Raw genomic sequence first — 23201 nt, 5'->3', positions numbered from 1 at the left:
TTTATTTTTTTAACAAAACAATTAAGTCAATTATTCTGGAAGAATAACCAATTTCGTTGTCATACCAGCCTACTACTTTTACCATTTTGTCAATGACAGAAGTCAATTGAGCATCAAAAAGACAAGAATTAGGATTGCCTAAAATATCCACCGAAACTATCGGATCTTCCGTGTAAGCCAATATGCCTTTCAAATGCGTTTCGGAAGCTTGTTTGAAAGCGTTGTTAATTTCTTGGATGGTGACTTCTTTTTTTACGTAGCAAGTAATATCGGTTAGGGAACCATCGGGCACGGGAACACGAATGCCACTGCCGCCTATCTTGCCTTCCATTTCGGGGAAAATTTTAGTCAACGCTTTGGCAGCTCCTGTAGTTGTTGGTACTATCGATTGACTAGCACCTCGCGCACGACGCAAATCTTTATGCGGTTGATCGTGCAAACTTTGATCGGTGGTGTAGGAGTGAACAGTGGTGATGTAAGCTTGTTCTATACCGCACAATTCGTTGATGACTTTAATCATCGGAGCAGCATTGTTAGTGGTACAGCTTGCGTTTGAAACTATCAGTTCTGAACCATCCAAGATATTTTCATTTACGCCAAGTACAACGGTTTTGATTTCTGGAACTTCACTGGGTGCGGAGAGTATTACCCTTTTGGCTCCGGCCTTGAGATGCTTACTGATTTCGTCGAAAGTTTTGAATTTTCCGGTTGATTCAATAACGAAGTCTACATTATTCCATTGCAGATTGGCAATATCTTTTTCGTGGAAGAAGGCAAAATGTTTGCCGGCCACTATAATTGAATGCTCGTTATACGACACTTCATGAGGCAAAACCCCGTGAATGCTGTCGTATTTAATTAAGTGCGCCATCGTTCTGTTGTCGGCAATATCGTTGATGGCGACAACTTCGATAGTAGGATGATTCAGAAGTAATCGGAACACATTTCGGCCGATTCTTCCAAAACCGTTGATGGCTATTTTTGTTTTATTCAATGTTTTAAGTCGATTTCAATGTCAGTAACAAAGTCATTCTTTACTTTAGGAAACCCAAAAGTTACAAAATATGTTTTTCCGCGTGATAAGAAGAACGGACCAAAGCGCCGCTTTCTACGTGACGGAATCCCATAGCTTTGCCTATTTTTTCGTATTTTTCGAATTGTTCCGGCGTGATGAATTCTTTTACCGGTAAGTGTTTTTTACTCGGTTGCAAATACTGTCCAATCGTTACGATATCTACGTTATTATCGCGCAAGTCTTGCATGGTTTGGATTACTTCTTCTTCGGTTTCGCCCAAACCTAACATGATACCCGATTTGGTTCTGCGGATGCCTTTCTCTTTTAAGTATTTCAAAACGGCTAGGCTTCGGTCATATTTGGCCTGAATTCTCACCTCGCGAGTCAACCTACGCACTGTCTCCATGTTATGAGAAACAACTTCAGGATTGGCTTCTACTATACGGTCAAGCAATCGCTCATTGCCTTGAAAATCGGGGATAAGTGTTTCTAAGGTGGTTTGCGGATTCATACGGCGAATCGCTTGTACTGTTTCAAACCAAATGATCGAACCCATATCTTTTAAATCGTCGCGGTCAACACTGGTAATTACTGCATGTTTTATTTTCATTAGCTTTATGGAGCGCGCTACTTTTTCGGGTTCGTCCCAATCCACGGTTTCCGGACGACCTGTTTTCACCCCGCAGAAACCACAAGAGCGCGTGCAGATATTGCCCAAAATCATAAAAGTAGCGGTGCCTTCTCCCCAACATTCACCCATATTCGGACAACTACCCGAAGTACAGATAGTATTGAGCTTGTATTTGTCTACCAAACCACGAAGTTCGGTGTATTTTTGGCCGATAGGTAATTTGACTTTGAGCCATTTTGGTTTCGCTACACTCGATTCGGCGTTGGCTCTCGTGCCTACAGGTTGGTTGCTTTCGATGATTGATTCCATAGTTGCTTTTTTTGCCTTGCAAAGATACAAAGGATGAATGAAGAAAAATGGATTTTATTTTCAGAAAATGTTGTTAAAATAATAGTTCTTATTCTACAAAATCCATGTGCTTGTTGTGGGTTTCACTGATGGTTAGAATAGCGTAAATTCCAAGAGCAAACGCCACTAATCCTACTACAGCCGCTGAAAAAATCACAGAGTGGCTTTCTTTTAAATAATCATAACCTACCAACATAATCGGAACAGTGCCGCGAACCATGTTGGGAATGCTGGTAGTGGCTGTACTACGTAAATTAGTGCCGAATTGTTCCGCGGAAACGGTCACAAACATTGCCCAAAAACCACAACCTAATCCAATCCAACCACAATAGAAATAATACATATTTTCAGTTTTGGTGCCACTGAAAAGGAGCAAAGCCACACCGACAAATGTAAAAAGTAACATATACAAAATGGCTTTTTTGCGTGAATGTAGGGCATGCGAAATAAAACCACTCGAAAAATCGCCAACCGAGGTGGTGATGTAAGCCCACATGATTGCTTTTCCCGGGTCGATGGCGGTGATACCCATTTCGGGTGCGAATTGGTTGGCCATAAAGACTAATATTCCGATGCAGTACCAAATAGGCACACCTATAAGGATGCATTTTATGTATTTAATAAAAAGCGTTTTGTTGGTAAAGAAAGCCAAAAAATCTCCTTTTCTAACGGTGTGATTTTCTTTAAGAGCTTGGTAGATGCCGCTTTCGGCCACACTGATTCGGAGTACTAACAGCATCAATCCCAATCCGCCGCCAATGAAGTAAGCGGTGGTCCAACTGCCGGCTAATTCTACAGTGAATTGTGCCACCACAGCACCCAATACACCAAATCCGGCAATAATGGAAGTGCCGATAGCACGAAGTTCTTTGGGTAAGGTTTCGGAAACTAAAGTTATACCGGCGCCTAACTCACCTGCAAGTCCTACTCCGGCTATAAAACGAAGCCATGCATAAATCATTCCTTTATCAGCAAAATCCATTTGAGGTAAAAAGCCGCAAGCAATATTGGCTAATGAATAAACGATAATAGATCCGAATAGTACTGAAAGTCTTCCTTTCTTATCGCCAAAAACGCCCCAAATAATTCCGCCTAAAACCAAACCTACCATTTGGTAATTCAGAATCATAGTGCCAACAGTATCTGCCTCTAAACCCATATCATTTAGACTAGGGATGCGAACAATACCAAATAAAAGTAAGTCATAAATATCTACAAAATAGCCCAAAGAGGCTATAATTACCGGAAATCCGAATAAGTGTTTGAACTTTTCTCGGCGTGTAAAGTGTTGCATGGTTTGTGTATTTATAATCAAATATATATTTTTTTTGTTGACTGTTAATTTTTTTATAATTAAGCTTTTGCTGGAATTATTGTCTTAAATTTGTATATACAAATATTATTACGGTGAATAGAAGTAATTTTATCAAATTAGCAATAGGAGGAACGACAATGATGGCTTTAAATCCCTTATACAATTGGTCTAAGGACTTGAAAGAAACGGACGGTAAGATGCCGGTATTGTTTATTGGTCATGGTTCGCCTATGAATGGCATTGAAGACAATGCCTTTTCAAAAACCTGGGCTAAACTTGGTACTGAGATTCCCAAGCCTAAGGCGGTATTGGTTGTTTCGGCGCATTGGTTGACTAATGGAACTCATATTACAGCGATGGAAGCTCCTAAAACCATACACGATTTCGGTGGTTTCCCACAGGCGCTTTTCGATGTTCAATATCCGGCTCCGGGTAGTCCTGAGTTGGCTTTGGAAACCAGTAAATTAATTGCGTCGACTTCGGTTGGTTTGGATCACGATTGGGGTTTGGATCATGGTACTTGGACTGTAGTACGACATATGTATCCCGATGCCGATATCCCGGTGTTACAATTGAGTATTGACTACAGTAAACCTCCACAATACCATTATGATTTGGCTAAAGAATTGGCTGCTTTGAGAAAAAAAGGCGTACTGATTATCGGAAGTGGAAATATGGTACACAATCTAAGAATGGTGGCTTGGGACAAACTCAATGAACCGGAATTCGGGTATGATTGGGCTCAGGAAATCAATCAGGTTTTTAAAGAAAAAATTGTAGCAGGTGATACGCAATCACTGATTCAATATGAACGATTAGGTAGTGCTGCCAAATTGGCGATTCCGACACCGGATCATTATTATCCGTTATTGTATAGTTTAGGGTTACAAGACAAAACCGATTCGATTAATTTTTTCAATGATAAAGCAGTTGGAGGTTCTTTAACGATGACATCCGTTAAAATCGGATAAAAAAAGGAAGCTAAATGCTTCCTCTTTTTTTACAACCCTAAGGCATTTTTGGTAGATGTGGTTAAGGCATCTTTATGTAGTAAAACTGAAATAGCTTTCAATCGCATGTAGGCAACACTCATGTACATGTATCCGTCTCTGCCCGATGCTGTTCCCCAGGAATTTTTGACTTTGTAATAAATATTTCCTTTTTGGTCTTTGGCTTTTCCAACTATATGCATTAAATGATCGTCCATGGTGTTGTAGTTTTCAAACTCAGCTTGGCGAAACTCCGGCGTAATGCTTTTTTCAGGTTTGATTTCGGTTAGGATAGCGGTAGCATCGGCTTCGTTTTGAGGTATAACAGCGACACCGGTTTTGGCAGAAAAAGTGGTTTCACTTACATCGCTATCCAAAGCTACTGTAAACCCTTTCGCAATTGCATTGTCAATATTTTGAATGAACTCATCTAAAGTTACATTATAAAAATAGCCGTTCGAAAAATTATCAGGAATATTTAAGATGAACTTAGTGTAATACGGTTCATGCTTAAAGGACGTTATGGTGATGTAATCATTTAAATCCAACTTGTAATCACGGGTCAAAATTTCAACAGGGATGGTCTCAACCTCTTTTATTGATCCCATGTATTTATCAAGTACCGCATTATAATCCGATTTCCAATTCGGATAAGCTTTAGGAGTTAGTGCTACTGCTTTTTTTACAATATCTTCTAATTCTATCACCATTTTAGAATGGTCGTATTTTCCGTCGGCTTCTATTTTTCCCAAATATTCGGCTTGTGTAGTAAGTCCGTATTTTAAGGCGCTGTTCATTACATCGTGATTCAAACCGCCTTCGCCGAACTGTGCTTTTCCTTGGCGCATAACATAATTTTCGGCTTTGTCGAGGTAAATATTTCTTACGGTGTACATCTCAGACAAATCGACTGAAGTACCGGTTTTGCGAATAATTTCCGCTTCTAAAAAAGAAGTCGATGAAAAACTCCAACAAGTTCCGGTATTCTGTTGTGCGGTTACCGGAGTACAATTTATTTCTTTAATAATTTGAAAATCATACTTTTGAGAAAAAGTATTTAAAGTTATAAATAATGCTGAAATCGCTATGAGAGTTTTCTTCATAAGAATATGTTTAGTAGTGAGGTTAAACTCGAAAAATAATTTATTTTTACGCTAAAATAATGGTTTTCGTTGTCTAACCATTAATTTTAACTAATTATATAAAAAATTAATACAACTAGTTTTGTTATGAGTACCATCCAATGGGTTACGGCCAAAGAATATGAAGATATCACTTATAAAAAATGCGACGGCGTAGCACGTATAGCCTTCAATCGACCTAACGTACGCAATGCCTTTCGCCCTAAAACCACCAGTGAATTATACAATGCGTTTTACGATGCTATGGAAGACACTTCTATCGGCGTAGTATTGCTTTCAGCAGAAGGGCCGAGTACTAAAGACGGCATTTGGTCGTTTTGCAGCGGCGGCGATCAAAAAGCACGCGGACATCAAGGTTATGTAGGTGAAGACGGTTACCATCGTTTGAATATTTTGGAAGTTCAACGCTTAATTCGCTTTATGCCCAAAGTGGTTATTGCCGTGGTTCCGGGTTGGGCTGTTGGCGGTGGCCATAGTTTGCATGTGGTTTGCGACTTAACACTAGCCAGTAAAGAACACGCCATTTTCAAACAAACCGATGCCGATGTAACTAGTTTCGACGGTGGCTACGGTTCGGCGTATTTGGCTAAAATGGTCGGTCAAAAGAAAGCCCGTGAAATTTTCTTTTTAGGCCGAAATTACTCGGCGCAAGAAGCTTTTGATATGGGAATGGTGAATGCCGTTATTCCACATGATGAATTAGAAGCTACTGCTTATCAATGGGCGCAAGAAATTTTGGAAAAATCGCCAACGTCTATAAAGATGTTGAAATTCGCCATGAATTTAACCGACGACGGTATGGTTGGACAACAAGTATTTGCCGGAGAAGCCACTCGCTTGGCGTATATGACCGACGAAGCTATTGAAGGAAGAAATGCCTTTTTGGAGAAGAGAAAGCCGAATTTCGGAAAGAACAAATGGATTCCGTAAACAGCGTTTAAAATAAAATCGCATTCACTTATGACAGAATTCACAAACGAAAAAATAGACACTACACAATTGCCTCGGTATGAAACGGTACCATTGACTGCTTTGCATCCGAATTATTGGAGAGAATTGTTGGTAGCCAGAGGATTATTGGTTTTGGTTCTGACCATTGCTTTGGTTTCTGCGCTGATTTTTATCGAAGAATTAAGCGATTACCGTTGGATTTTGTCAACCGGTTTTGCGATTTTTATCGTTTTATTGTTTTTGATTTCTAATATCGCTTACAAAAAAAAAGCCTATGCTTTCAGAAACCATGACGTGATTTTTCGCAGCGGCATCATCGCCACCAATACGATGGTGATTCCGTACAATAGGGTTCAGCACGTGGCGCTTCACGAAGGCTGGATTGCGCGTTTTTTCGGGTTGGCTAAAATTGAAATCTTTACCGCCGGCGGTATGTCGAGCGATCTGGAAATTCCCGGAATTGCCAAAGAGGAAGCTGAAAATATCAAACAATTGTTGATGGGTAAAATTCAAAAGCAATTGTAATGGAAACCAATTTCAATCAGCCGCAACGCCAATCCGCTATCGGAGTTTTGGTGATTTTTCTCGAGATGATTTTCGTCTTGCTGAAAAATATTTGGCCAATTATAGTGATTACTTTGTTGAGAGCTGAAGATCGTTCTGTTTGGGTTGGACTCCTGATAGCCTTGGGAATAGCGGTTTATTTCGGCGTTTATTCTTTTTTAAAATACCGAAACTTTACCTTTTTCATCGATGAAGATAACGATGAGTTTGTTATTAACGACGGTATCATCAACAAAAGCAAGACGGCAATCCAATTGCATAAAATTCAGCAGGTAAACATCAAGCAAAATTTTATCCAACGCTTGATAGGTGTTTACTCCATTGATGTTGATACCGCCGGAAGTGATCAAAAAGAAGGGAACATCAAAGCCATATCACATAGCTTGGCCTTGGCTTTAAAATCGAAGTTGTTGGAAAACGAAGGCAAAATTGTGGTTGATGAAACTGAGCTTGCAATACCACAGACAGAAGATACAACCGCTCCGTTCTTAAAAATTAATTTGGTGAGTTTGCTCAAAATCGGATTCACTTCGAATTATGTAAAAAGCATCGGTTTGATCTTGACCTTTTTCTTTACCATATACGAAAATCTACACCAAGCCGGTGCCGAAGATTTGGTAGATACGGATCGCATCAAAGGTTTAGTAGATGGATATTCGTTGCTTTACACAGTGATGATTTTTGTTCTAATGATGTTCACTGTCATTTTTGTCATCAATGTTGTTCGGACATTAGTCAAGTTTTTCGACTATACTGTGACGAATCAAAAAGGATCTTTAATGCTAACTTATGGTTTAATTTCTACTCAAAGTACCATCTTAAAACCCGAAAAAGTTCAGATAGTTAAGGTTTCTGAAAATTACTTTCAACGAAAGCTGAATGTGCTCGAAATCAAAATTCGTCAAGCCATCAGCGACGAAAAAAAAGACAGCAAATCACTCATCGAAATTCCGGGTTGTAACACGGCAGAACGCGATGAAATTTTAAAGTTGTTGTTCCGGGAATTACCACAAAAAGGCGCCATGATGTTTCCAAATTTTCGTCGTCTCATTTTTTCGGTATTCCTGATAATAATCCTACCTTTAACCGCTTATTTTGCTGTAGGCAATTTTGTGTTTTCTGAGGTTTTAGAGCATCAGAATCTAGCACTGATTTATACTTTTTTGATGGCAACGCTCTTGTTTTTCGGGTTTAGAAATTACAGACTTTTTGTAGCTGATAAACACATCATTAAACAAAGCGGCGCATGGGATGTAGACCAAGAAATAATACAAATCGATAAAATACAAGCTATTACGACCTCACAATTGTTTTGGCATAAAAGTTTAAATATAGGATCGTTAACGGTACATACGGCCGGAGGAAATATTACGTTTCATTCGGGACAATTCGACAAGATAAACGAATATGTCAACCGTTGGTTGTATAAAATCGAAACTTCCGACAGCAATTGGATGTAATAATAAAATAAAACATTAATAAAACACTATGAAACATTGGGTTGAAGCCGCTAGAGTCAGAACTTTACCGCTATCGGTATCCGGCATAATCGTTGGAAGTTTTTATGCCATGTCGCAAGGTATGTTCAATTGGAACATTGTCGTTTTTGCTTTGTTGACCACTTTGGGCTTGCAAATACTGTCCAATTTTGCCAATGATTACGGCGATGGCGTCAAAGGAACGGATAATCAAGACAGAGTTGGGCCAAAGCGCGCCATTCAAAGTGGTGTTATTTCTCCGGCGGAGATGAAAAAAGCCATGACGATTACCTCTATCATTACTTTGTTATTCGCAGTGTTGTTGATTTACTTTGCGTTTAAAGACCACTATTTGCTTTATTCGTTTATCTTCTTTGTGCTGGGAATTTTGGCTATCGCTTCAGCCATTCGCTATACAGTTGGCAAAGGCGCTTACGGCTACAGAGGTTTTGGCGATTTGTTTGTGTTTATCTTCTTTGGCTTGGTAAGCACTTTCGGCGTGTATTTTATGTTTTCCAAAAGCATTGATTGGTTGTTATTATTGCCGGCTATTGCGATTGGTTTCTTGAGTGTTGGCGTTTTAAACTTAAATAATATGCGTGATGAGGAAAGTGACCGAAAATCAGGGAAAAATACTTTAGTGGTGAAAATGGGTGGTGCTGCTGCTAAGAAATACCATTATTTTTTGGTGATTTCAGCCATGGTTTTGGTGTTGGTTTTTGCCTTTTTAAACGGCTTCCATTTCGATCAATACATCTTTGTCGTGGCTTATTTTCCTATGATTGGCCATTTGATAACCGTTTACAGAAACCAAAATCCGAAATTCTTAGATCCTGAATTGAAAAAATTAGCCATCAGTACTTTTTTACTGGCGGTATTATTGGCTTTGTGCCTTATTTTCTTCATTTCTGATGTAGTAGTGAATTACGTTTAATCAAAATATTGTACAGCTATGAAAATTACTTTTTACGGTCACGCGACCATCGGGATAGAAATTGCAGGCAAACATCTTATTGTTGATCCGTTTATCTCCGGAAATCCTAATGCCGCTCATATCGATGTGAATGCTTTAAAAGCAGATTATATCTTGCTGACACACGCACACCAAGACCATATTTTAGATGTAGAAACCATCACTAAAAACAACAATTCTATTATCGTGTCCAATTGGGAAATTGCCTCGTATTACGGCAACAAAGGGTTTCAAAACCATCCGATGAATCACGGTGGTAGTTGGGTGTTTGATTTTGGCAAGGTGAAATACGTATCGGCTATTCATTCCAGTTCGTTTCCCGACGGAAACTATGGTGGAAATCCCGGCGGATTTGTTATCGAAGGCGAACACAAAAACATCTACATCTCGGGTGATACAGCCTTGACGATGGATATGAAATTGATTCCGATGCGTACCCAATTAGACTTGGCGATTTTCCCTATCGGCAGCAATTTTACAATGGACGTAGAAGATGCCATTATAGCTGCTGATTTTGTAGATTGTGATAAAGTATTGGGTTGTCATTACGATACTTTCGGTTACATCGTCATCAATCATGAGGAAGCCAAAAAGAAATTCTTTGATGCCGGAAAAGATTTGATGTTATTAGCCATCGGCGAAAGCATACAGTTATAATTCAAGGTAATATTTTAAAACGAGAGTGTCATTTTTGGCACTCTTCTTGTTTTCTAAACGAAAAAAATACTATGAAATTCTCCATTACTGCGCTCTGTTTGTTTGTTTTGAATGTTTTATTCGCCCAAAATAACGAGGGTTATTGGGACAATGTTCGCACCACCAACGAAACGATTCTTTTAGAAGCCGGAAAGCGCAAAGCTATACAATCGGTTGATTTTCCTGTAGGAACTACAGAAGTGGTTTTTCGCATTTCACTGCTGGATGACAATCAAAAAATCAGTTCGAGTTTGGTTTCGCTCTTAAAAGCAATCCCGGACCCGAGCGGTATTAGTCAAGGTACGGCCGGAGCGGTTTTTTTGCTTTCCACCATTACCGGCGAGGACAAGTGCAAGTTTTATGTTTTTACCAACGAAACCGATGCTTTGCAGTTTGAAAAATCGGGAACGACTAAAAATGCTTGTTTCGCTCAAGAAACATCGGTAAATAAAGCGGCTAAGCTCTTGTCTGAAGCTTCCAAATGTTTGACGGCCAACCCCAAAAAACTTTGGTTTGCCTTTGAAAGTGACAATTGGGTAATGAAGCAAAAAATTGTTTTAGAAGTAGTGCCTTGGGTAGATAATACTTTAAAAAGCGGTTGGTCGAGTCAAGCCAAAAAAGAACTTTTGAAAACCATACAACAGTCGGATATCGCTTTAAAAGTAGCGAATAAAGACTTGTGGTTCGGGACATTTTTGGAGTTGTTTACCAAGAAATATACTTATGCCGAGTACCAAAAACTATTGGCTGTAGAGAAGGTCCAAGCCTTGGAAACAATTTCGGAAGAGAGTTTAGTAAAATCCGGACAGTTGAACAGTTATTTGGAAAGTCTCCGAAAAGAAGCGCAACAACTTCGTTTTAGTAACAAAACACCGGAAGCGATTCTAACTATTCAAAAAGAAATTATTGAAAAGAAAAGAGCTGCGGCTGCCGATTATGCTTTGTTGGGTAGTTTGTATTTGTCATCTAAGCAATTTGTTAAAGCGGAAGAAGCTTATTTGAAAGCGGTTGGTTTGGATAAAACAGCGTTGCATTACCAATTGCAATTGGCACATGTTTATTTGTTTACCAATCAATTGAGTAAGGCGAAAGATCTACATAAAAAGTACCAAAGTAATAATTTATCAGACGGGAAAAGCTGGGCTGAACAAACTAAATCCGATTTCCAACAATTCGAAAAGAACGGATTTGATACTTCCGATTTTAAAAAGATTTTACGCCTTTTAGACTAAAGATGAAAGCAACCTATCATAAATACATACTGCATTTCAAACAACCATCCGGAACTTCGCGTGGTGTTTTAACCGATAAAGAAACCTGGTTTTTGGTCTTGGAAGAAAACGGGAAAAAGGGCATAGGTGAGTGTGGCATTTTACGCGGACTATCGGCAGATGACCGACCGGATTATGAAGAAAAATTGCAATGGGTTTGCGAAAATATTCATCTCGGTGCTCAAAAATTATGGAAGGAATTAATGGAATTCCCATCGATTCAGTTTGGAGTAGAAATGGCTTTTTTATCATTGCAAAGCGAAAATCCTTTCGTTTTATTGCCTTCAAAATTCACTTCCGGAGAAGATTCAATGGTCATTAACGGATTGGTTTGGATGGGCGATGAAGCGTTTATGAAACGTCAAATTGAGGAGAAAATTGAGCAAGGTTTTCGCTGCATTAAATTGAAAATAGGCGCTATAGATTTTGAGAAAGAGAAGGCTTTATTGCGATTTATTCGTCAAAATTTCGATGCGGAAACTATAGAGATCAGGGTTGATGCTAACGGTGCTTTTTCTGAAAATGATGCTTTAGATAAAATTAATCAAATTACTGGTTTTCAAATTCATAGTATTGAACAGCCGATACAAAAAAACAATACTGACACGATGTCAGTTCTCTGTAAAAACACCCAATTGCCTATTGCTTTGGACGAAGAACTGATAGGTGTATTTTCTTTGGCAGACAAAGAAGCTTTACTGCAAAAAGTTCGACCGCAATACATCATTTTGAAGCCGAGTTTTATCGGTGGATTTCGAGGTACTTCGGAATGGATTGCCTTAGCCGAAAAATACCAAATCGGTTGGTGGATTACTTCGGCTTTGGAAAGCAATATCGGTTTGAATGCGATTGCCCAGTTTACCTATTTGCAAAATAATCCAATGCCGCAAGGTTTAGGAACGGGTGCTTTGTATACCAATAATTTTGAAAGTCCGCTGCAAGTTGCGCAAGGCCAACTTTGGTATCGAAATGAACTCGAGTGGCAATTCGATTTTGACCAACTTTAATCGCTTCGAATCAAAAAAAAATACTCCGTGAATCTCAGTCACATTTTTTAGTTACACAGAGATTCACGGAGAAAAAATGAGATTCACAGATGTTTATTTTCCCCAATCAATTTTTCGAGAGAAATACATCACAGCTCCGAGGATTAAAAATAAGCCAATACTTCCAACCAACAGTGCATAACCTTCCATTTGAATAATCACATAAATGAAGCTGTACAAAACCGTAAGTGCGGCAGCTATAAACAGTGGAAATTTTCGGTTCTTTAAAATCGATATCGAGTAGAGTGTAATCATCGTGATAACTGCCGTTCCGGCTATCGCGTAAGCCAAACTAAAGCTACTGTGTTCCGTAATTGAAATGAGCAAAGTGTAAAACATGATGAGTGCTATCCCAATCATAGAATATTGGAAAATGTGAATGTTGATTTTGCTCACCGATTGGATCAAAAAGAAAATCAGAAAGGTCAAGCCAATGACCAAAAAGCCGTATTTGGACACGCGTTCGTTTTGTTGGTATTCATCAACGGTATTAATTAATTTGACGCCGAATTTGTAATCGTCTAAGTTAGGCAAAGCGTTGGCGTATTGTTGGCTAAAAGTTCGGTTGATATCGAGTATTTTCCAATCGGCGTGAAAGCCATCTTTGTTGACTACTTTAGTCGCATCATTAGCGGCAAACGAACCTTCTAAACTGGGCGATTCCCAGTCGGAGGCCATGGAAACCTTTGTGATTTTACCAATCGGAATAAAGTTGATGCTATTGCTGCCGTTGTACTGAATGTCGAAATGAAACTGTATTGGTTTTCCTGCTGCCAATTCGGTATAATTGAATAAGGTCGTAGCTAAAATACTGTAGTCGCTTTTGTCTTCCGGCTGTGGTTCAAATAGTAGTTTTTCGTTGTTGAGCTTAATAGACAACTCGCTTTTGATGCTTTTTAAGTTGGTCGTTCTCACCAAAACAGCCGTTTTGTCCCATTGGACATTTTCTGTCGGTATGTTGAGTTTGGCAAAATTCGGTGCAGTAAAATTCCCGTTGAACTTCATATTCGCCGTAAACACTATCGGATTAAAGATGCCTCGTTTTAGCGATTCGTTTTTCTTTACCTCGGAAACGTTGTTCAGTTCGTTCGGAAAGAAGTAAGCATATTGTGTGAAAGCTCGTTTCTGAATCGTAGTCGCACCGGTTTTGGTATCGGTGACGTTGTAGTTCTCATACGTTTGATACGGAATTCTCAGTATCGGTCCGTAGAAAGTGACGTCGCTTCCCCATAGGGTTGCAATTTCTTGATCGACTTCGTTTTTTCGCTCAGAGCGTTCCCGAATCAAATCTTGTACAAACAGTAGCGGAATGAGTAAAAAGAGCGTTAGCAATCCCACCATAATCATTTTGGCGGTATTGGATTGTAAAAATGATTTCGGCTCGTTGCCTTGAGTTTCTTGACTTTCCATGAGGTTGATTTTTAAATGTGACTGTGATTAAATATAATGTTGAGGTATAAAAAAGCGATAGGAAGATTGGCCAACAAGATGAGTATTTTGATGGCGATTTGCTCTCGGTTTTCCCAATGAAGCAATAGGTCAATTATCAGGCTGATTAATGCTATGGTGTTGACCAATAAAGCGAACATTACATAGCAAAATCCAATTTTAATTAAGGTCGAATTAGGATTTAGCATATAAGCAAGGAACAGTAAAGTACCGACACTAAAGGAGCCTAAAGCCAAGTAAGTGGTGAACTTGCTGTCGTTTTCAGCATTGTTTTCTAAGGTATTTTCCATAATTATTTGATGTTAAAGGTGTTCTGAATATTTATGAGTGGTTGTAACAGCATTTTCTCAAAGGGTAAATCGTAAAACTGATGTGCCGATTTTCCGCGTCGGTAAAAGGTATTAAAGAGTTTCCATTGCATAGGGTAGAAGAGTGTTCCGATGGCAATCACAGCAAACTGATAAGCGCTTCTCTTGCCGTTACCCAACAACAGATATTGCATCCCGATTTCTTCCGTCACTGAAACGCCGGTGTTGGTTAGGACATGAAATACATCGTGATCTTCCAATTTGGGTTGGATTTCAAAATTGTATTTTAATAAGAAGCAACCCATGTGAAAGCCTAAACTCTCCGTCGGATAGCCAATTAATTCTCTAGAAGTAATAGGCCAAGGTTCGTTTTTCTTAAAAAACTTTTGATAGGGCTTTTTGCTCCATTCGTACATTTTTTCGATGATTAAATCTCTCATAATTTTTAATTAAAAGTACTTTGAAAAACAAAGTAAATAGATAAAAAAATAGGGTTAACTTTTCTGAATTAATTTTTCAAGTGCTTCAATGTGTTCTTGGAAGGCTTTTTTTCCGACAGCTGTGGCAATATAGCGAGTATTCGGTTTTTTTCCGATGAATTGTTTTTCAATCATAATATAGTTTTCGTTTTCCAGCGCTTTGGTATGACTGGCCAAATTGCCATCAGTAACACCCAATAATTCTTTGAGCATATTAAAATCGGCGCTCTCATTGACCATCAATACCGACATAATCCCCAAACGGATTCGGTGATCAAAAGCTTTGTTGATATTTTGAATGAGGTTTTTCAACTTAATTTCTATCGTACTTATAATACATCACGGCGCCGTAAACGATATGGCAAATTCCGAATCCCAAAATCCATACATACAAACCGTAACCGGAAAATTCTACGGCAATCAAGCCCAGAATAATTTCGGTGATGCCCAGATAACGAATATCGCGCAAAGTATATTTGCTGGCATTCACACAAGCCAATCCGTAAAAAATCAGTGTGATAGGTGCTATGAGTCCGTACACACCGTGTCTCAATAAAAGTAAGCACAAAATACCGCCGGTAAACAATGGGATGCAAAAATTAATTAACAGTCTTTTCGACGAAGGATTCCATACTTTTTCACCCACTTTTTTGGCTTTTTTTACCGTGAGTAAATAGGCTGTCAGTAACGACAACACCAAAACCACTAAGGCTACGGTAACGATTTGTTTGAAAGTAGAGCTTTCCAAAGTGATAAATTCACCTTGATGATGGTCAATCAAAAAATCAACCACAACGGCACCACACAAAGCATATAAGCCAGCTAATATACCCGATAATCCGCTCAAAGAAATGAACTGAGTGGATTGCGCCATCATTTGTTTGATGTCTTGTATGTCTTTCAAATAATCTTTTGTTTCCATATTAAAGTACTTTGAAAAACAAAGTAAGTAAAATATTTTTCCGTGACCAAATGTTTTTTCAATTATTTTTGAGAAAAATTAGTCTCATGAAAAAAGTGCTTTTCGGTTGCTTATCTTTATTTGGATTACTGGGTTTTTCGCAATCCAATGACGAACTAATGTTGAAGTCGATTTACAAAACGGCTCTAACGGATTCTAAATGTTATTCTTGGCTAGATGATTTGTCAAATAAAGTAGGACAACGTTTATCGGGTTCAGAAGGTGCCGAAAAAGGAGTGCTTTACACCAAACAGCAACTCGAGACTTTAGGATTAGACCGCGTATTCCTGCAAGAAGTGATGGTGCCCAAATGGGAGAGAGGCGAAAAGGAAACCGCATATATCATCGATGCTAAAAACAAATTCAAAGTGCCGATTTGCGCTTTGGGCGGTTCAATAGCCACGCCTAAATCGGGAATCACAGCCGATGTGATTGAAGTTCACAGCTTAAAGGAATTGGAAACACTAGGCGAAGCCAAAATTAAAGGTAAAATTGTTTTTTACAACCGTCCGATGGAGCCGGAGAATATAGATACTTTTTTATCCTACAGTCGCTGCGGTGACCAAAGGTATTCCGGTGCTGCCGAAGCGGCTAAATATGGAGCAGTTGCTACCATAGTACGTTCCTTGAATTTGCGTTTGGACGACTTTCCGCATACCGGAGTCACCAGTTACGGTAGTCTGGCCAAATCACAATATATTCCGGCTGCCGCTATCAGTACAAACGGAGCGGAATTGTTGAGTAAGAAATTAAAGGAAAATCCGAAACTAACTTTCTTCTTTAAACAATCGTGTCAGCAATTCGATGATGTACTGTCGTATAATGTTATAGGCGAAATCAAAGGGTCGGTTCATCCGGAGAAAATTATGGTAGTCAGCGGCCATTTGGATTCTTGGGATTTGGCCGATGGCTCACACGATGACGGAGCCGGTTGCGTTCAAAGTATGGCAGTTTTGGAACTTTTTAAAAAACTCAATTACCAACCCAAAAACACGATTCGCGTGGTGTTGTATATGAATGAAGAGAACGGTGGTAGAGGCGGAAAACAATACGAAGCCGAATCCAAACGCAACCAAGAGAACCATATTTTCGCCGTTGAAAGTGATGCCGGTGGCTTTACTCCTAGAGGTTTTTCGTTGGAGTGCGACGATGCTAATTTTGCTAAAGTCAAAAGTTGGATACCTTTATTTGAACCGTATTTGATCCATCTTTTTGTGAAAGGCTATACGGGAGCTGACATACATCCACTTACTTCTGAGAAGATTGTTAAAGCCGGTCTGCGTCCTGATTCGCAACGTTATTTTGACCACCACCATGCAGCCAACGATACTTTTGATGCCATCAATAAAAGAGAATTGGAACTAGGTGCTGCCACTATGGCTTCTCTAGTGTATTTGTTTGACCAATACGGAATTGATTAATTGAAACCCGTTGAACAGTACATTTTAAATCAGCCACCACATTACAGAGATATTCTCCTTTGTATAATCGATGTGATGAAGCAAACTTTACCCGAAGCCACACACGAGTACAAATGGGGTATTCCTTATTTTTATTACAAGAGCAAGCCTTTCTGTTATTTGAATGCGAGTCACAAAAAACAATTTGTAGATGTTGGTTTTGCCAAAGGATTTCAATTGAAAAATCATACGCCGCAGTTAATTGCCGATAACGGTAGAAATACTGTCAAATCATTGCGATATACTTCGTTAGACACTATAGATATAGAAGTGTTAATTACCGTAATTAAAGAAGCCGCAACCTTATATTAAATAAAAAGTCCCGATTACAAGTCGGGACTTTTTGTTATTAATTTGCTTTTGCTTTGTAAATCCAACCGGTTTTGGTTTCGCTGCCATTGTTGAATTCGATGACATAATAATATGTGCCGTCCGGTAGGTCATCGCCATTGTCTGATTGACCTTTCCATTCGTCTTTGTATTGGTTTTTGCTGTAGACTTTCATACCGTAACGATTGAATAATGTTAGGTTTTTTACATCCAATAAACGCAAATCGAAGAAGTCATTTTTACCGTCATTATTTACCGAGATTCCTTTTTGGATGCCACAGAAGATTCTATCTAAAGTGATAGATTCATTTCTCCAACAACCGTCCGGTGTGGTAACCGTTAAAGAGAATGTAATCGGCATAGACTCTTCAGCAACAGTTGAGAGCAAATATTCCGTTACGTTGAAAGTATTCGAATTTGAACCTACCAATTGTTGGTTACTGTTGTACCAAGTATAGCTGGCATTGTCTACATTAAAAGTATCATTAACCGCCGTCACTTCAACGATGAAATTATTTTCCACACAACTGCCGCTGATTTCAAAATCGAAACCGCTTTGAACGGTTACGGAAAGCGAACCATTAGTGGCACATTGCCCCGGATTAGGAGCAAAATTGTAAGTGCCTGAAGCGGTATTGTCGATAATCGCCGGCGTCCAAGTTCCTGAAATACCTTCTAATGATGAAGTTGGTAACGACGGAGCGCTTTCACCTATACAAAGCTGACCGATGGCGTTGAACGTTGGTGTTACATTCGGATTCACTACTATAGTCATCGTAGTTGTACTGGCGCATTGCCCTCCTGTAGGAGTGAAAGTATAGGTTGTAGTTGCGGTATTGTTTAATGCCGGTGACCAAGTTCCGTTAATCGAATTATTGGAAGTGGTTGGTAAGGCGTTTAAAATGCCGCCGCTACAAATAGGAGCCATTGGTGTGAACGTTGGTAAAGTCGGAATGTTTACAGTTACTGTTAAACTTCCCGCGGTAGCACATTGACCGGCATTCGGAGTAAAGTTATAAGTTCCTGTTTGAGTATTGTTAACTGTCGATGGTGACCAAAGGCCGCTAAATCCTTCCAAAGAAGTTGTTGGTAAGGTAACCGCATCACCTTGACAAATAACGATATTGTTGAAAGTAGCCGCAACAGTTGCATTCACAGTAATAGTACCATTGGCCACAACAACATTACAGCCACCGCTCGTGGTTACTGTATAGTTGAAAGTTCCAAATACGGTTGGTGTTCCGCTAATGGAGAATACTCCGGTAGTGTTATCGTACGAGCCGTTCACTCCCGTTGGTAATCCGCTGGCTATTACATCGGTTGCATTGGCTGCCGTATACACTATATTTTGAATAGCAGTGTTTATACAAACGTTTTGTGTATTGTTAGCAGTGTTTAAAGTTAAAGTTACAGCAGGTGTAACAGTTACAGTGCCTGATGCTGGTGCAGAGGAACACTCTGTAGAAGTTACACTAACTGCATCTAAAAGATTACCTACTGTTGGATCACCGCCCGAGCTTGATACCGATACAAATCTCAAGGAATAGTTATTGCCGCCGGAAGTTGGTACAGTATAAGTTAAAGTATGGAATACCCATGCGGAGTTACCATCGTTAAACTGACCTAAAGAAGTATACGGACCGCCAACAGGACCGATTTCTACGCGAACAACATCATTGCCCCAACGGCCTTTGTGAGCAAAAGATATTTGCAATTCCGCTCCCGGATAAGTGGTGAAGTCTTGGAAAACAGTGGCTGTCGAATTACCGTTGATTTCGATTAATTGTGTTCCTTGATAAGCAACAGAACTCTCAAATCCTTGAGGCCAAACTTCTAAGATACCGTCAGTTGCTGTGGTTTCCCAGCATGGAACAGCACTTTCATTGATCATATTAGGGAATGCTCCTGAAGTAGCCGGATTTTCAAAACTTCCGTTACAGAATGTAGTACCAACCGGAGTTGCCGTTACGGTATAAGTACCGGCCACATTGGTGCTGAAACTAGCCACATTGCCCGGATTAGCGAAACCTGTAGGTACAGTCCAAGTATAAATGTAATTCCCCGGAGTCTGTGGAGTTGCCGTTATGGTAGTCGATTGGTTGAAACAAATTGTTTCGCTGTTAACCGTAACTACCGGAACATTTGGATTCGTTAAAGTAATGACTTGATTAGAAACAAAAGTACAGTATGTTGAAGCTAAATTGAAGTCAGCATAACTTCCCGCATTTAATCCGGTAATGCTGATTTGTCCGTTGCTATCAGAAGTCAAATTCAGAGGGCCAACAGGAGTATTGTCATCTGTATAGGTTACACTGTAAGACTGATTCGGATTAAGGCCATTGATAACCAAAGTACCGCTTGTTCCGTTACAAGTCAGTGGATTGGTACCTGAAACCAAGACATTGGATTGCGAAGTTAAATTTACAGTATTGATTGAGTTGATGGTACAACCATTCGCCACAAATGTAAATCCGTTATAAGTTCCAATGCTTAAACCGGAAAGCGTATAATTTCCTGAAGCGTTTGTGGTAATTGTGTTTGGTCCAACAGCCACATTATTATAGGTATAGGTGAAATTATATGTAGTATTTGGTGCCAGAGCACTGATGGTAATACTGCCATCGTTTGCACTACATTCACCAGGATTTGCAGCCGTATAATTCGGATTCGCCTGAAGCGTGTAAGTAGCTATAAAGTTAGCTCCGTTATTGTTGATGAAGATGGTATCATCACATTGTGAAGTAGAGTTTACGTCACCAGTAACATCATAATACACTTCAATCACATAATCTCCCGGAGGGAAAGCGGTTAAATCTAAAGGTGATTGGCTATCGTTCAATACGCTTTGCCATTTTTGGTCACCCGGACTGCATGGTCCGCCGCTTGGGAAAGAGCCTGAAAAACAATCGTTAAAGAAAGGTAAGTTTAATACCGTAAACGCTCCCGGTGTACCTGAAGCAGGGTAGATTCTGTAATTCATACGTGCACTACAAACGTTAGCAGTGGCGATTTTGAATGTTTTTACTTCACCACCTCTTAGCTTAAATGTCCCTGAGTTGGTTAGGTAGGTTCCAAAATCAACATTAGGGAAAATATTTTGAACAGGACCAATGATTGAGGTTCCTGAACCCACGGTATTGAAAAAGTTGTTGTCTTCACAATTGGTCAACCAAACCGCGCTGGCAAAACTTCCGAAAGAGCAATTTTGATAAACGGTAATCGCCAAAGTAGTAGGTTCTGCACATTGCTCGGCATCAGGAGTAAACGTGTACGTTGCGGTTTGAGTATTGTCTACAACAGCCGGAGACCATGTTCCCGTTATGCCGTTTGTGGAAGTAGTTGGTAATGAAGGAGCTGGATCTCCAATGCATATAGGAGCTGGAGATAAGAACGTTGGTGTAGTAATTTGATTTACCACTACATTTTGATTGATGCTAAAAGCACATTGATTAGCATCAGGTGTAAAAATATAGTTCCCCGATTGAGTGTTGTCAATTACAGGCGGCGACCAAGTTCCATTGATATTGTTGTTAGATACCGTAGGTAGAACCGGAGCCGTTTCCCCAATACAAAGTGGGGCAATAGCTGCGAAAGTTGGCGTTGTATTGGTGTTAACAATGACATTTACTGTTACAGGCAAAGCACAAGTGTTGGCTGTCGGAGTAAAGGTATAGGAACCGGATTGTGAATTATTGATAATTTCAGGTGACCATGTACCATTGACGGTATTGTTGGAAATACTTGGTAACACGGCTACCGTATCGCCCTCACAATAAGGACCAAAAGTATCAAAAGTCGGTAATAAGTTTTCGTTAACAACAACTGTCACAGAATCCATAACATCCTGAGGACAAACCGTATTGCCATCTGTAGAAGTGGCTGTAAGGGTATATGTTCCTGCTGCAGTAGGAGTAAAGGTTACACTACTACCTGTTGAAGCGCTCAAACCAGTAGTAGTAGTGTTGGAAGTCCAATTATAATTTCCATTACCGCCGGTTGCACTTAAGGTAACAGTTTCTCCTAAGCAAATGTTATCGTCAGAAGTTGTAGCGTTTACTTGAGTTTGAATTCCTGTATTGGCGGCAATCACATAGTTACAAACATCGCCTCCATAGCCATCAATCATAATGTAATAAGTGTTTCCAACTACTAATCCGTTCGCCGATATATTGGTTGAGCCTGATGGGACCACACCCGGACTCCAACAAGTCAGGTTATTAACAGTTCCGGAACAATTATTGGCACTAAAAATCATGATTTGAATTCCAAAATTATCTTCAGAACTGGTTACCCAAACGTCAAAAGAGATACTTGTTGAAGTGGCCACAAAAGTTAAAAATGAGTTGTTTTCTATGGAACCGCAAAACGTACTATTCAATTGTGACCAATAATCTGCGGTGTAAGTTGACGAAGTACTACCGCAATACCCGTTTAGATTACAGATAGGTGTAGCTGTTTGGCAAGTATTACCTGCAGGTTGGTTGTTGATACAAGTCGGCGGAGGTACCGGAGTACCAACACAAACATTAAAAGTTGTAGTTTGTCCGGGAGTCGAGGTATAAGAGTAAACTCTGATAAAATAGACTTGTCCAACGGTTAAGTTATTGGCATTACTAGTGTTGGAATCGCTACAGTATAATTGAGTTAAAGTACCACAACTTCCGGTATACAAAACATGATAAAGGTCGGTTGTACTTCCGGTTACGTTAAGTAACGAAATTACATGTTGTGAACTGGTAGCTGTAAATTGGAACCAAACATCATCATCATCTGTTCCGCTACAGGTGTTACCTTGTGAAGAAGCTGTCGCTCCCAATAGGCTTCCCGGTGTGACTTGAGAACACGTTGTTGTGTTGTTTACAGGCACATTCACTGCATTAATGCATTCATCATTGGCAATTAGAGTCGTGAACGAAATTTTATTAGACCAAAAGCTGATGTCAGAAGGGTTACAAATAGCTCTTACATAAACATCGTATGAAGTGGCAGAAATTAATCCCGATATAGGGTAGGGATTAGCAGTTGTTACAATTCCTGTAGCAGAAGCCGTTGGAACAGGTGAACCTGCCGGTAATAATAATATTTCCCATGTAGTAGCCGTTCCTACTTCAGTCCAGTTAACAGTTGCCCCATTTTGACCGGTATTGCTTATGGTTACTGCAGTTGGTTTAGGGCAAGTTGGAGGCGGTCCGCAAATAATGGTAGCATCCCAACCGGCAGCTGTAACACTGGAGTCAGAAGTGAATACAAAGGTCAAACAACCATTAATAGCGCTTGAGGTGAAAGATGGAGGAATTGTTGCTCCCGTAAAGTTACCCAACAAAGTTCCTGAAGCACTATTGCCATCATATATTTTAAGGTAATCATAATTGTTTTCGAGATTGAAGGTGTTGAATATGACAGTTATTTGCTCACCAGGAGTATCTGGGCAAATTACTGTTGTTACATTGGCGCTATTGTTATAAGTGCCGGTTGCTCCTCCTGTATCGTAAAAATGATTACCAGCACAGTAATTTGCGGCTGTAGTAAAAGAGAAAGGTCCTGTCCAAGCACTAAAAGTACCGTTACCACAGTCAGCTCTAACATAAAACTGATAATTTGTCCCCGATGCTAAGCCTGTTGCAGGATAATTGGTATTCGAATTGGTTTGGATACCTGATCCAGAAGGAATAGGTGAACCTGCTGTTTGAACAGCAACTTCCCAAGAAGTTGCTCCTCCCGGGTTACCCCAGCTTAAATTCGCAGAAGTTTGAGTGATTCCTGAGGCACTCAATGTTGTTGGAGGCGGACAGTTG

General features: G+C 39.7%; 20 protein-coding genes. 10 read left to right on the top strand and 10 right to left on the bottom strand.

Features of this window, described 5'->3' with window-relative positions:
- Position 1 precedes the first annotated feature (1 nt).
- The 3 genes from gap to Q0M21_RS11305 form a co-directional block, all read right to left on the bottom strand.
- Positions 2–994: a type I glyceraldehyde-3-phosphate dehydrogenase gene (gap, locus tag Q0M21_RS11315; protein ID WP_295338261.1), complete on the bottom strand. Its 993-nt coding sequence runs from the start codon at positions 992–994 to the stop codon at positions 2–4.
- 61 nt (positions 995–1055) lie between these two features.
- Positions 1056–1955, bottom strand: coding sequence for a lipoyl synthase (gene lipA / locus Q0M21_RS11310; RefSeq protein ID WP_295338258.1), 900 nt, complete (start codon positions 1953–1955; stop codon positions 1056–1058).
- An 88-nt stretch (positions 1956–2043) separates the two neighbouring features.
- Positions 2044–3288 (bottom strand): MFS transporter, encoded by a 1245-nt coding sequence (locus Q0M21_RS11305; RefSeq protein WP_295338254.1) that lies wholly within the window; start codon positions 3286–3288, stop codon positions 2044–2046.
- A gap of 158 nt (positions 3289–3446) precedes the next feature.
- On the opposite strand from Q0M21_RS11305, the gene ygiD reads away from it, so the two are divergent.
- Complete coding sequence (gene ygiD, locus Q0M21_RS11300) at positions 3447–4280, top strand: 4,5-DOPA dioxygenase extradiol (RefSeq protein WP_295338303.1); 834 nt, start codon at positions 3447–3449, stop codon at positions 4278–4280.
- Positions 4281–4309: 29 nt separating this feature from the next.
- Here ygiD and Q0M21_RS11295 read toward each other — a convergent pair whose 3' ends face one another.
- A complete protein-coding gene (locus tag Q0M21_RS11295) occupies positions 4310–5401 on the bottom strand; it encodes a C1 family peptidase (protein WP_367273730.1) in 1092 nt (363 codons plus the stop codon).
- 126 nt (positions 5402–5527) lie between these two features.
- Between Q0M21_RS11295 and Q0M21_RS11290 the strand changes: the two genes are divergently transcribed.
- The 7 genes from Q0M21_RS11290 to Q0M21_RS11260 all read left to right on the top strand — a co-directional run bounded on the left by Q0M21_RS11290 (position 5528) and on the right by Q0M21_RS11260 (position 12380).
- Positions 5528–6370, top strand: coding sequence for a 1,4-dihydroxy-2-naphthoyl-CoA synthase (locus Q0M21_RS11290; RefSeq protein WP_290873409.1), 843 nt, complete (start codon positions 5528–5530; stop codon positions 6368–6370).
- A 30-nt stretch (positions 6371–6400) separates the two neighbouring features.
- Positions 6401–6916, top strand: coding sequence for a PH domain-containing protein (locus tag Q0M21_RS11285; protein ID WP_295338251.1), 516 nt, complete (start codon positions 6401–6403; stop codon positions 6914–6916).
- Positions 6916–8415, top strand: coding sequence for a PH domain-containing protein (locus tag Q0M21_RS11280; RefSeq protein WP_295338248.1), 1500 nt, complete (start codon positions 6916–6918; stop codon positions 8413–8415). Before Q0M21_RS11285 ends, Q0M21_RS11280 begins: the two co-directional genes overlap by 1 nt.
- A 28-nt stretch (positions 8416–8443) precedes the next feature.
- Positions 8444–9367 carry a 1,4-dihydroxy-2-naphthoate octaprenyltransferase gene (gene menA, locus Q0M21_RS11275; RefSeq protein WP_295338245.1) on the top strand — a complete coding sequence of 308 codons (924 nt, stop codon included), beginning with the start codon at positions 8444–8446 and terminating at the stop codon, positions 9365–9367.
- An 18-nt stretch (positions 9368–9385) separates the two neighbouring features.
- Positions 9386–10063 (top strand): metal-dependent hydrolase, encoded by a 678-nt coding sequence (locus tag Q0M21_RS11270; protein ID WP_295338242.1) that lies wholly within the window; start codon positions 9386–9388, stop codon positions 10061–10063.
- Positions 10064–10134: 71 nt separating this feature from the next.
- The gene (locus Q0M21_RS11265) at positions 10135–11334 is read left to right on the top strand and encodes a hypothetical protein (RefSeq protein ID WP_295338239.1); all 1200 of its coding nucleotides are present in this window, start codon (positions 10135–10137) and stop codon (positions 11332–11334) included.
- Positions 11335–11336: 2 nt separating this feature from the next.
- A complete protein-coding gene (locus tag Q0M21_RS11260; RefSeq protein WP_295338236.1) occupies positions 11337–12380 on the top strand; it encodes an o-succinylbenzoate synthase in 1044 nt (347 codons plus the stop codon).
- A 93-nt stretch (positions 12381–12473) separates the two neighbouring features.
- Here Q0M21_RS11260 and creD read toward each other — a convergent pair whose 3' ends face one another.
- Genes creD through Q0M21_RS11235 form a run of 5 tightly spaced genes read right to left on the bottom strand, consistent with a single transcriptional unit; the run spans position 12474 to position 15577 of the window.
- Entirely contained in the window at positions 12474–13829 is a 1356-nt protein-coding gene (creD, locus tag Q0M21_RS11255) for a cell envelope integrity protein CreD (RefSeq protein WP_295338235.1), read from the bottom strand.
- Positions 13830–13840: 11 nt separating this feature from the next.
- Positions 13841–14158, bottom strand: coding sequence for a hypothetical protein (locus tag Q0M21_RS11250; RefSeq protein ID WP_295338233.1), 318 nt, complete (start codon positions 14156–14158; stop codon positions 13841–13843).
- A gap of 2 nt (positions 14159–14160) precedes the next feature.
- On the bottom strand, positions 14161–14616 hold the full coding sequence (locus Q0M21_RS11245) for a hypothetical protein (RefSeq protein ID WP_295338230.1): 456 nt from the start codon (positions 14614–14616) through the stop codon (positions 14161–14163).
- A 54-nt stretch (positions 14617–14670) separates the two neighbouring features.
- Positions 14671–14967, bottom strand: a complete 297-nt coding sequence (locus Q0M21_RS11240) for a transcriptional regulator (protein WP_295338228.1) — start codon at positions 14965–14967, stop codon at positions 14671–14673.
- A gap of 1 nt (position 14968) precedes the next feature.
- The gene (locus Q0M21_RS11235) at positions 14969–15577 is read right to left on the bottom strand and encodes a hypothetical protein (RefSeq protein ID WP_295338226.1); all 609 of its coding nucleotides are present in this window, start codon (positions 15575–15577) and stop codon (positions 14969–14971) included.
- 86 nt (positions 15578–15663) lie between these two features.
- Here Q0M21_RS11235 and Q0M21_RS11230 point away from each other — a divergent pair, with 86 nt between their 5' ends.
- Together Q0M21_RS11230 and Q0M21_RS11225 are read left to right on the top strand one after the other, a co-directional pair.
- On the top strand, positions 15664–17037 hold the full coding sequence (locus Q0M21_RS11230) for a M28 family peptidase (protein WP_295338224.1): 1374 nt from the start codon (positions 15664–15666) through the stop codon (positions 17035–17037).
- Positions 17038–17388 carry a DUF1801 domain-containing protein gene (locus Q0M21_RS11225; protein WP_295338222.1) on the top strand — a complete coding sequence of 117 codons (351 nt, stop codon included), beginning with the start codon at positions 17038–17040 and terminating at the stop codon, positions 17386–17388.
- A 37-nt stretch (positions 17389–17425) separates the two neighbouring features.
- Here Q0M21_RS11225 and Q0M21_RS11220 read toward each other — a convergent pair.
- Positions 17426–23201, bottom strand: a 5776-nt coding sequence (locus Q0M21_RS11220; RefSeq protein ID WP_295338219.1) for a gliding motility-associated C-terminal domain-containing protein, incomplete at its 5' end; no start/stop codon positions are given.

The sequence above is a fragment of the Flavobacterium sp. genome (genome assembly GCF_024710485.1).
GTDB lineage: Bacteria > Bacteroidota > Bacteroidia > Flavobacteriales > Flavobacteriaceae > Flavobacterium.
Note: the sequence above shows the minus strand (reverse complement) of the source record. Positions and strands in the feature narration are given on the sequence as shown.

Coding starts and splice junctions, on each gene's coding strand:
- lipA (WP_295338258.1), bottom strand. CDS start 1,955: ATGGAATCAATCATCGAAAGCAACCAACCTGTAGGCACGAGAGCCAAC.
- Q0M21_RS11305 (WP_295338254.1), bottom strand. CDS start 3,288: ATGCAACACTTTACACGCCGAGAAAAGTTCAAACACTTATTCGGATTT.
- ygiD (WP_295338303.1), top strand. CDS start 3,447: ATGATGGCTTTAAATCCCTTATACAATTGGTCTAAGGACTTGAAAGAA.
- Q0M21_RS11295 (WP_367273730.1), bottom strand. CDS start 5,401: ATGAAGAAAACTCTCATAGCGATTTCAGCATTATTTATAACTTTAAAT.
- Q0M21_RS11290 (WP_290873409.1), top strand. CDS start 5,528: ATGAGTACCATCCAATGGGTTACGGCCAAAGAATATGAAGATATCACT.
- Q0M21_RS11285 (WP_295338251.1), top strand. CDS start 6,401: ATGACAGAATTCACAAACGAAAAAATAGACACTACACAATTGCCTCGG.
- Q0M21_RS11280 (WP_295338248.1), top strand. CDS start 6,916: ATGGAAACCAATTTCAATCAGCCGCAACGCCAATCCGCTATCGGAGTT.
- menA (WP_295338245.1), top strand. CDS start 8,444: ATGAAACATTGGGTTGAAGCCGCTAGAGTCAGAACTTTACCGCTATCG.
- Q0M21_RS11270 (WP_295338242.1), top strand. CDS start 9,386: ATGAAAATTACTTTTTACGGTCACGCGACCATCGGGATAGAAATTGCA.
- Q0M21_RS11265 (WP_295338239.1), top strand. CDS start 10,135: ATGAAATTCTCCATTACTGCGCTCTGTTTGTTTGTTTTGAATGTTTTA.
- Q0M21_RS11260 (WP_295338236.1), top strand. CDS start 11,337: ATGAAAGCAACCTATCATAAATACATACTGCATTTCAAACAACCATCC.
- creD (WP_295338235.1), bottom strand. CDS start 13,829: ATGGAAAGTCAAGAAACTCAAGGCAACGAGCCGAAATCATTTTTACAA.
- Q0M21_RS11250 (WP_295338233.1), bottom strand. CDS start 14,158: ATGGAAAATACCTTAGAAAACAATGCTGAAAACGACAGCAAGTTCACC.
- Q0M21_RS11245 (WP_295338230.1), bottom strand. CDS start 14,616: ATGAGAGATTTAATCATCGAAAAAATGTACGAATGGAGCAAAAAGCCC.
- Q0M21_RS11235 (WP_295338226.1), bottom strand. CDS start 15,577: ATGGAAACAAAAGATTATTTGAAAGACATACAAGACATCAAACAAATG.
- Q0M21_RS11230 (WP_295338224.1), top strand. CDS start 15,664: ATGAAAAAAGTGCTTTTCGGTTGCTTATCTTTATTTGGATTACTGGGT.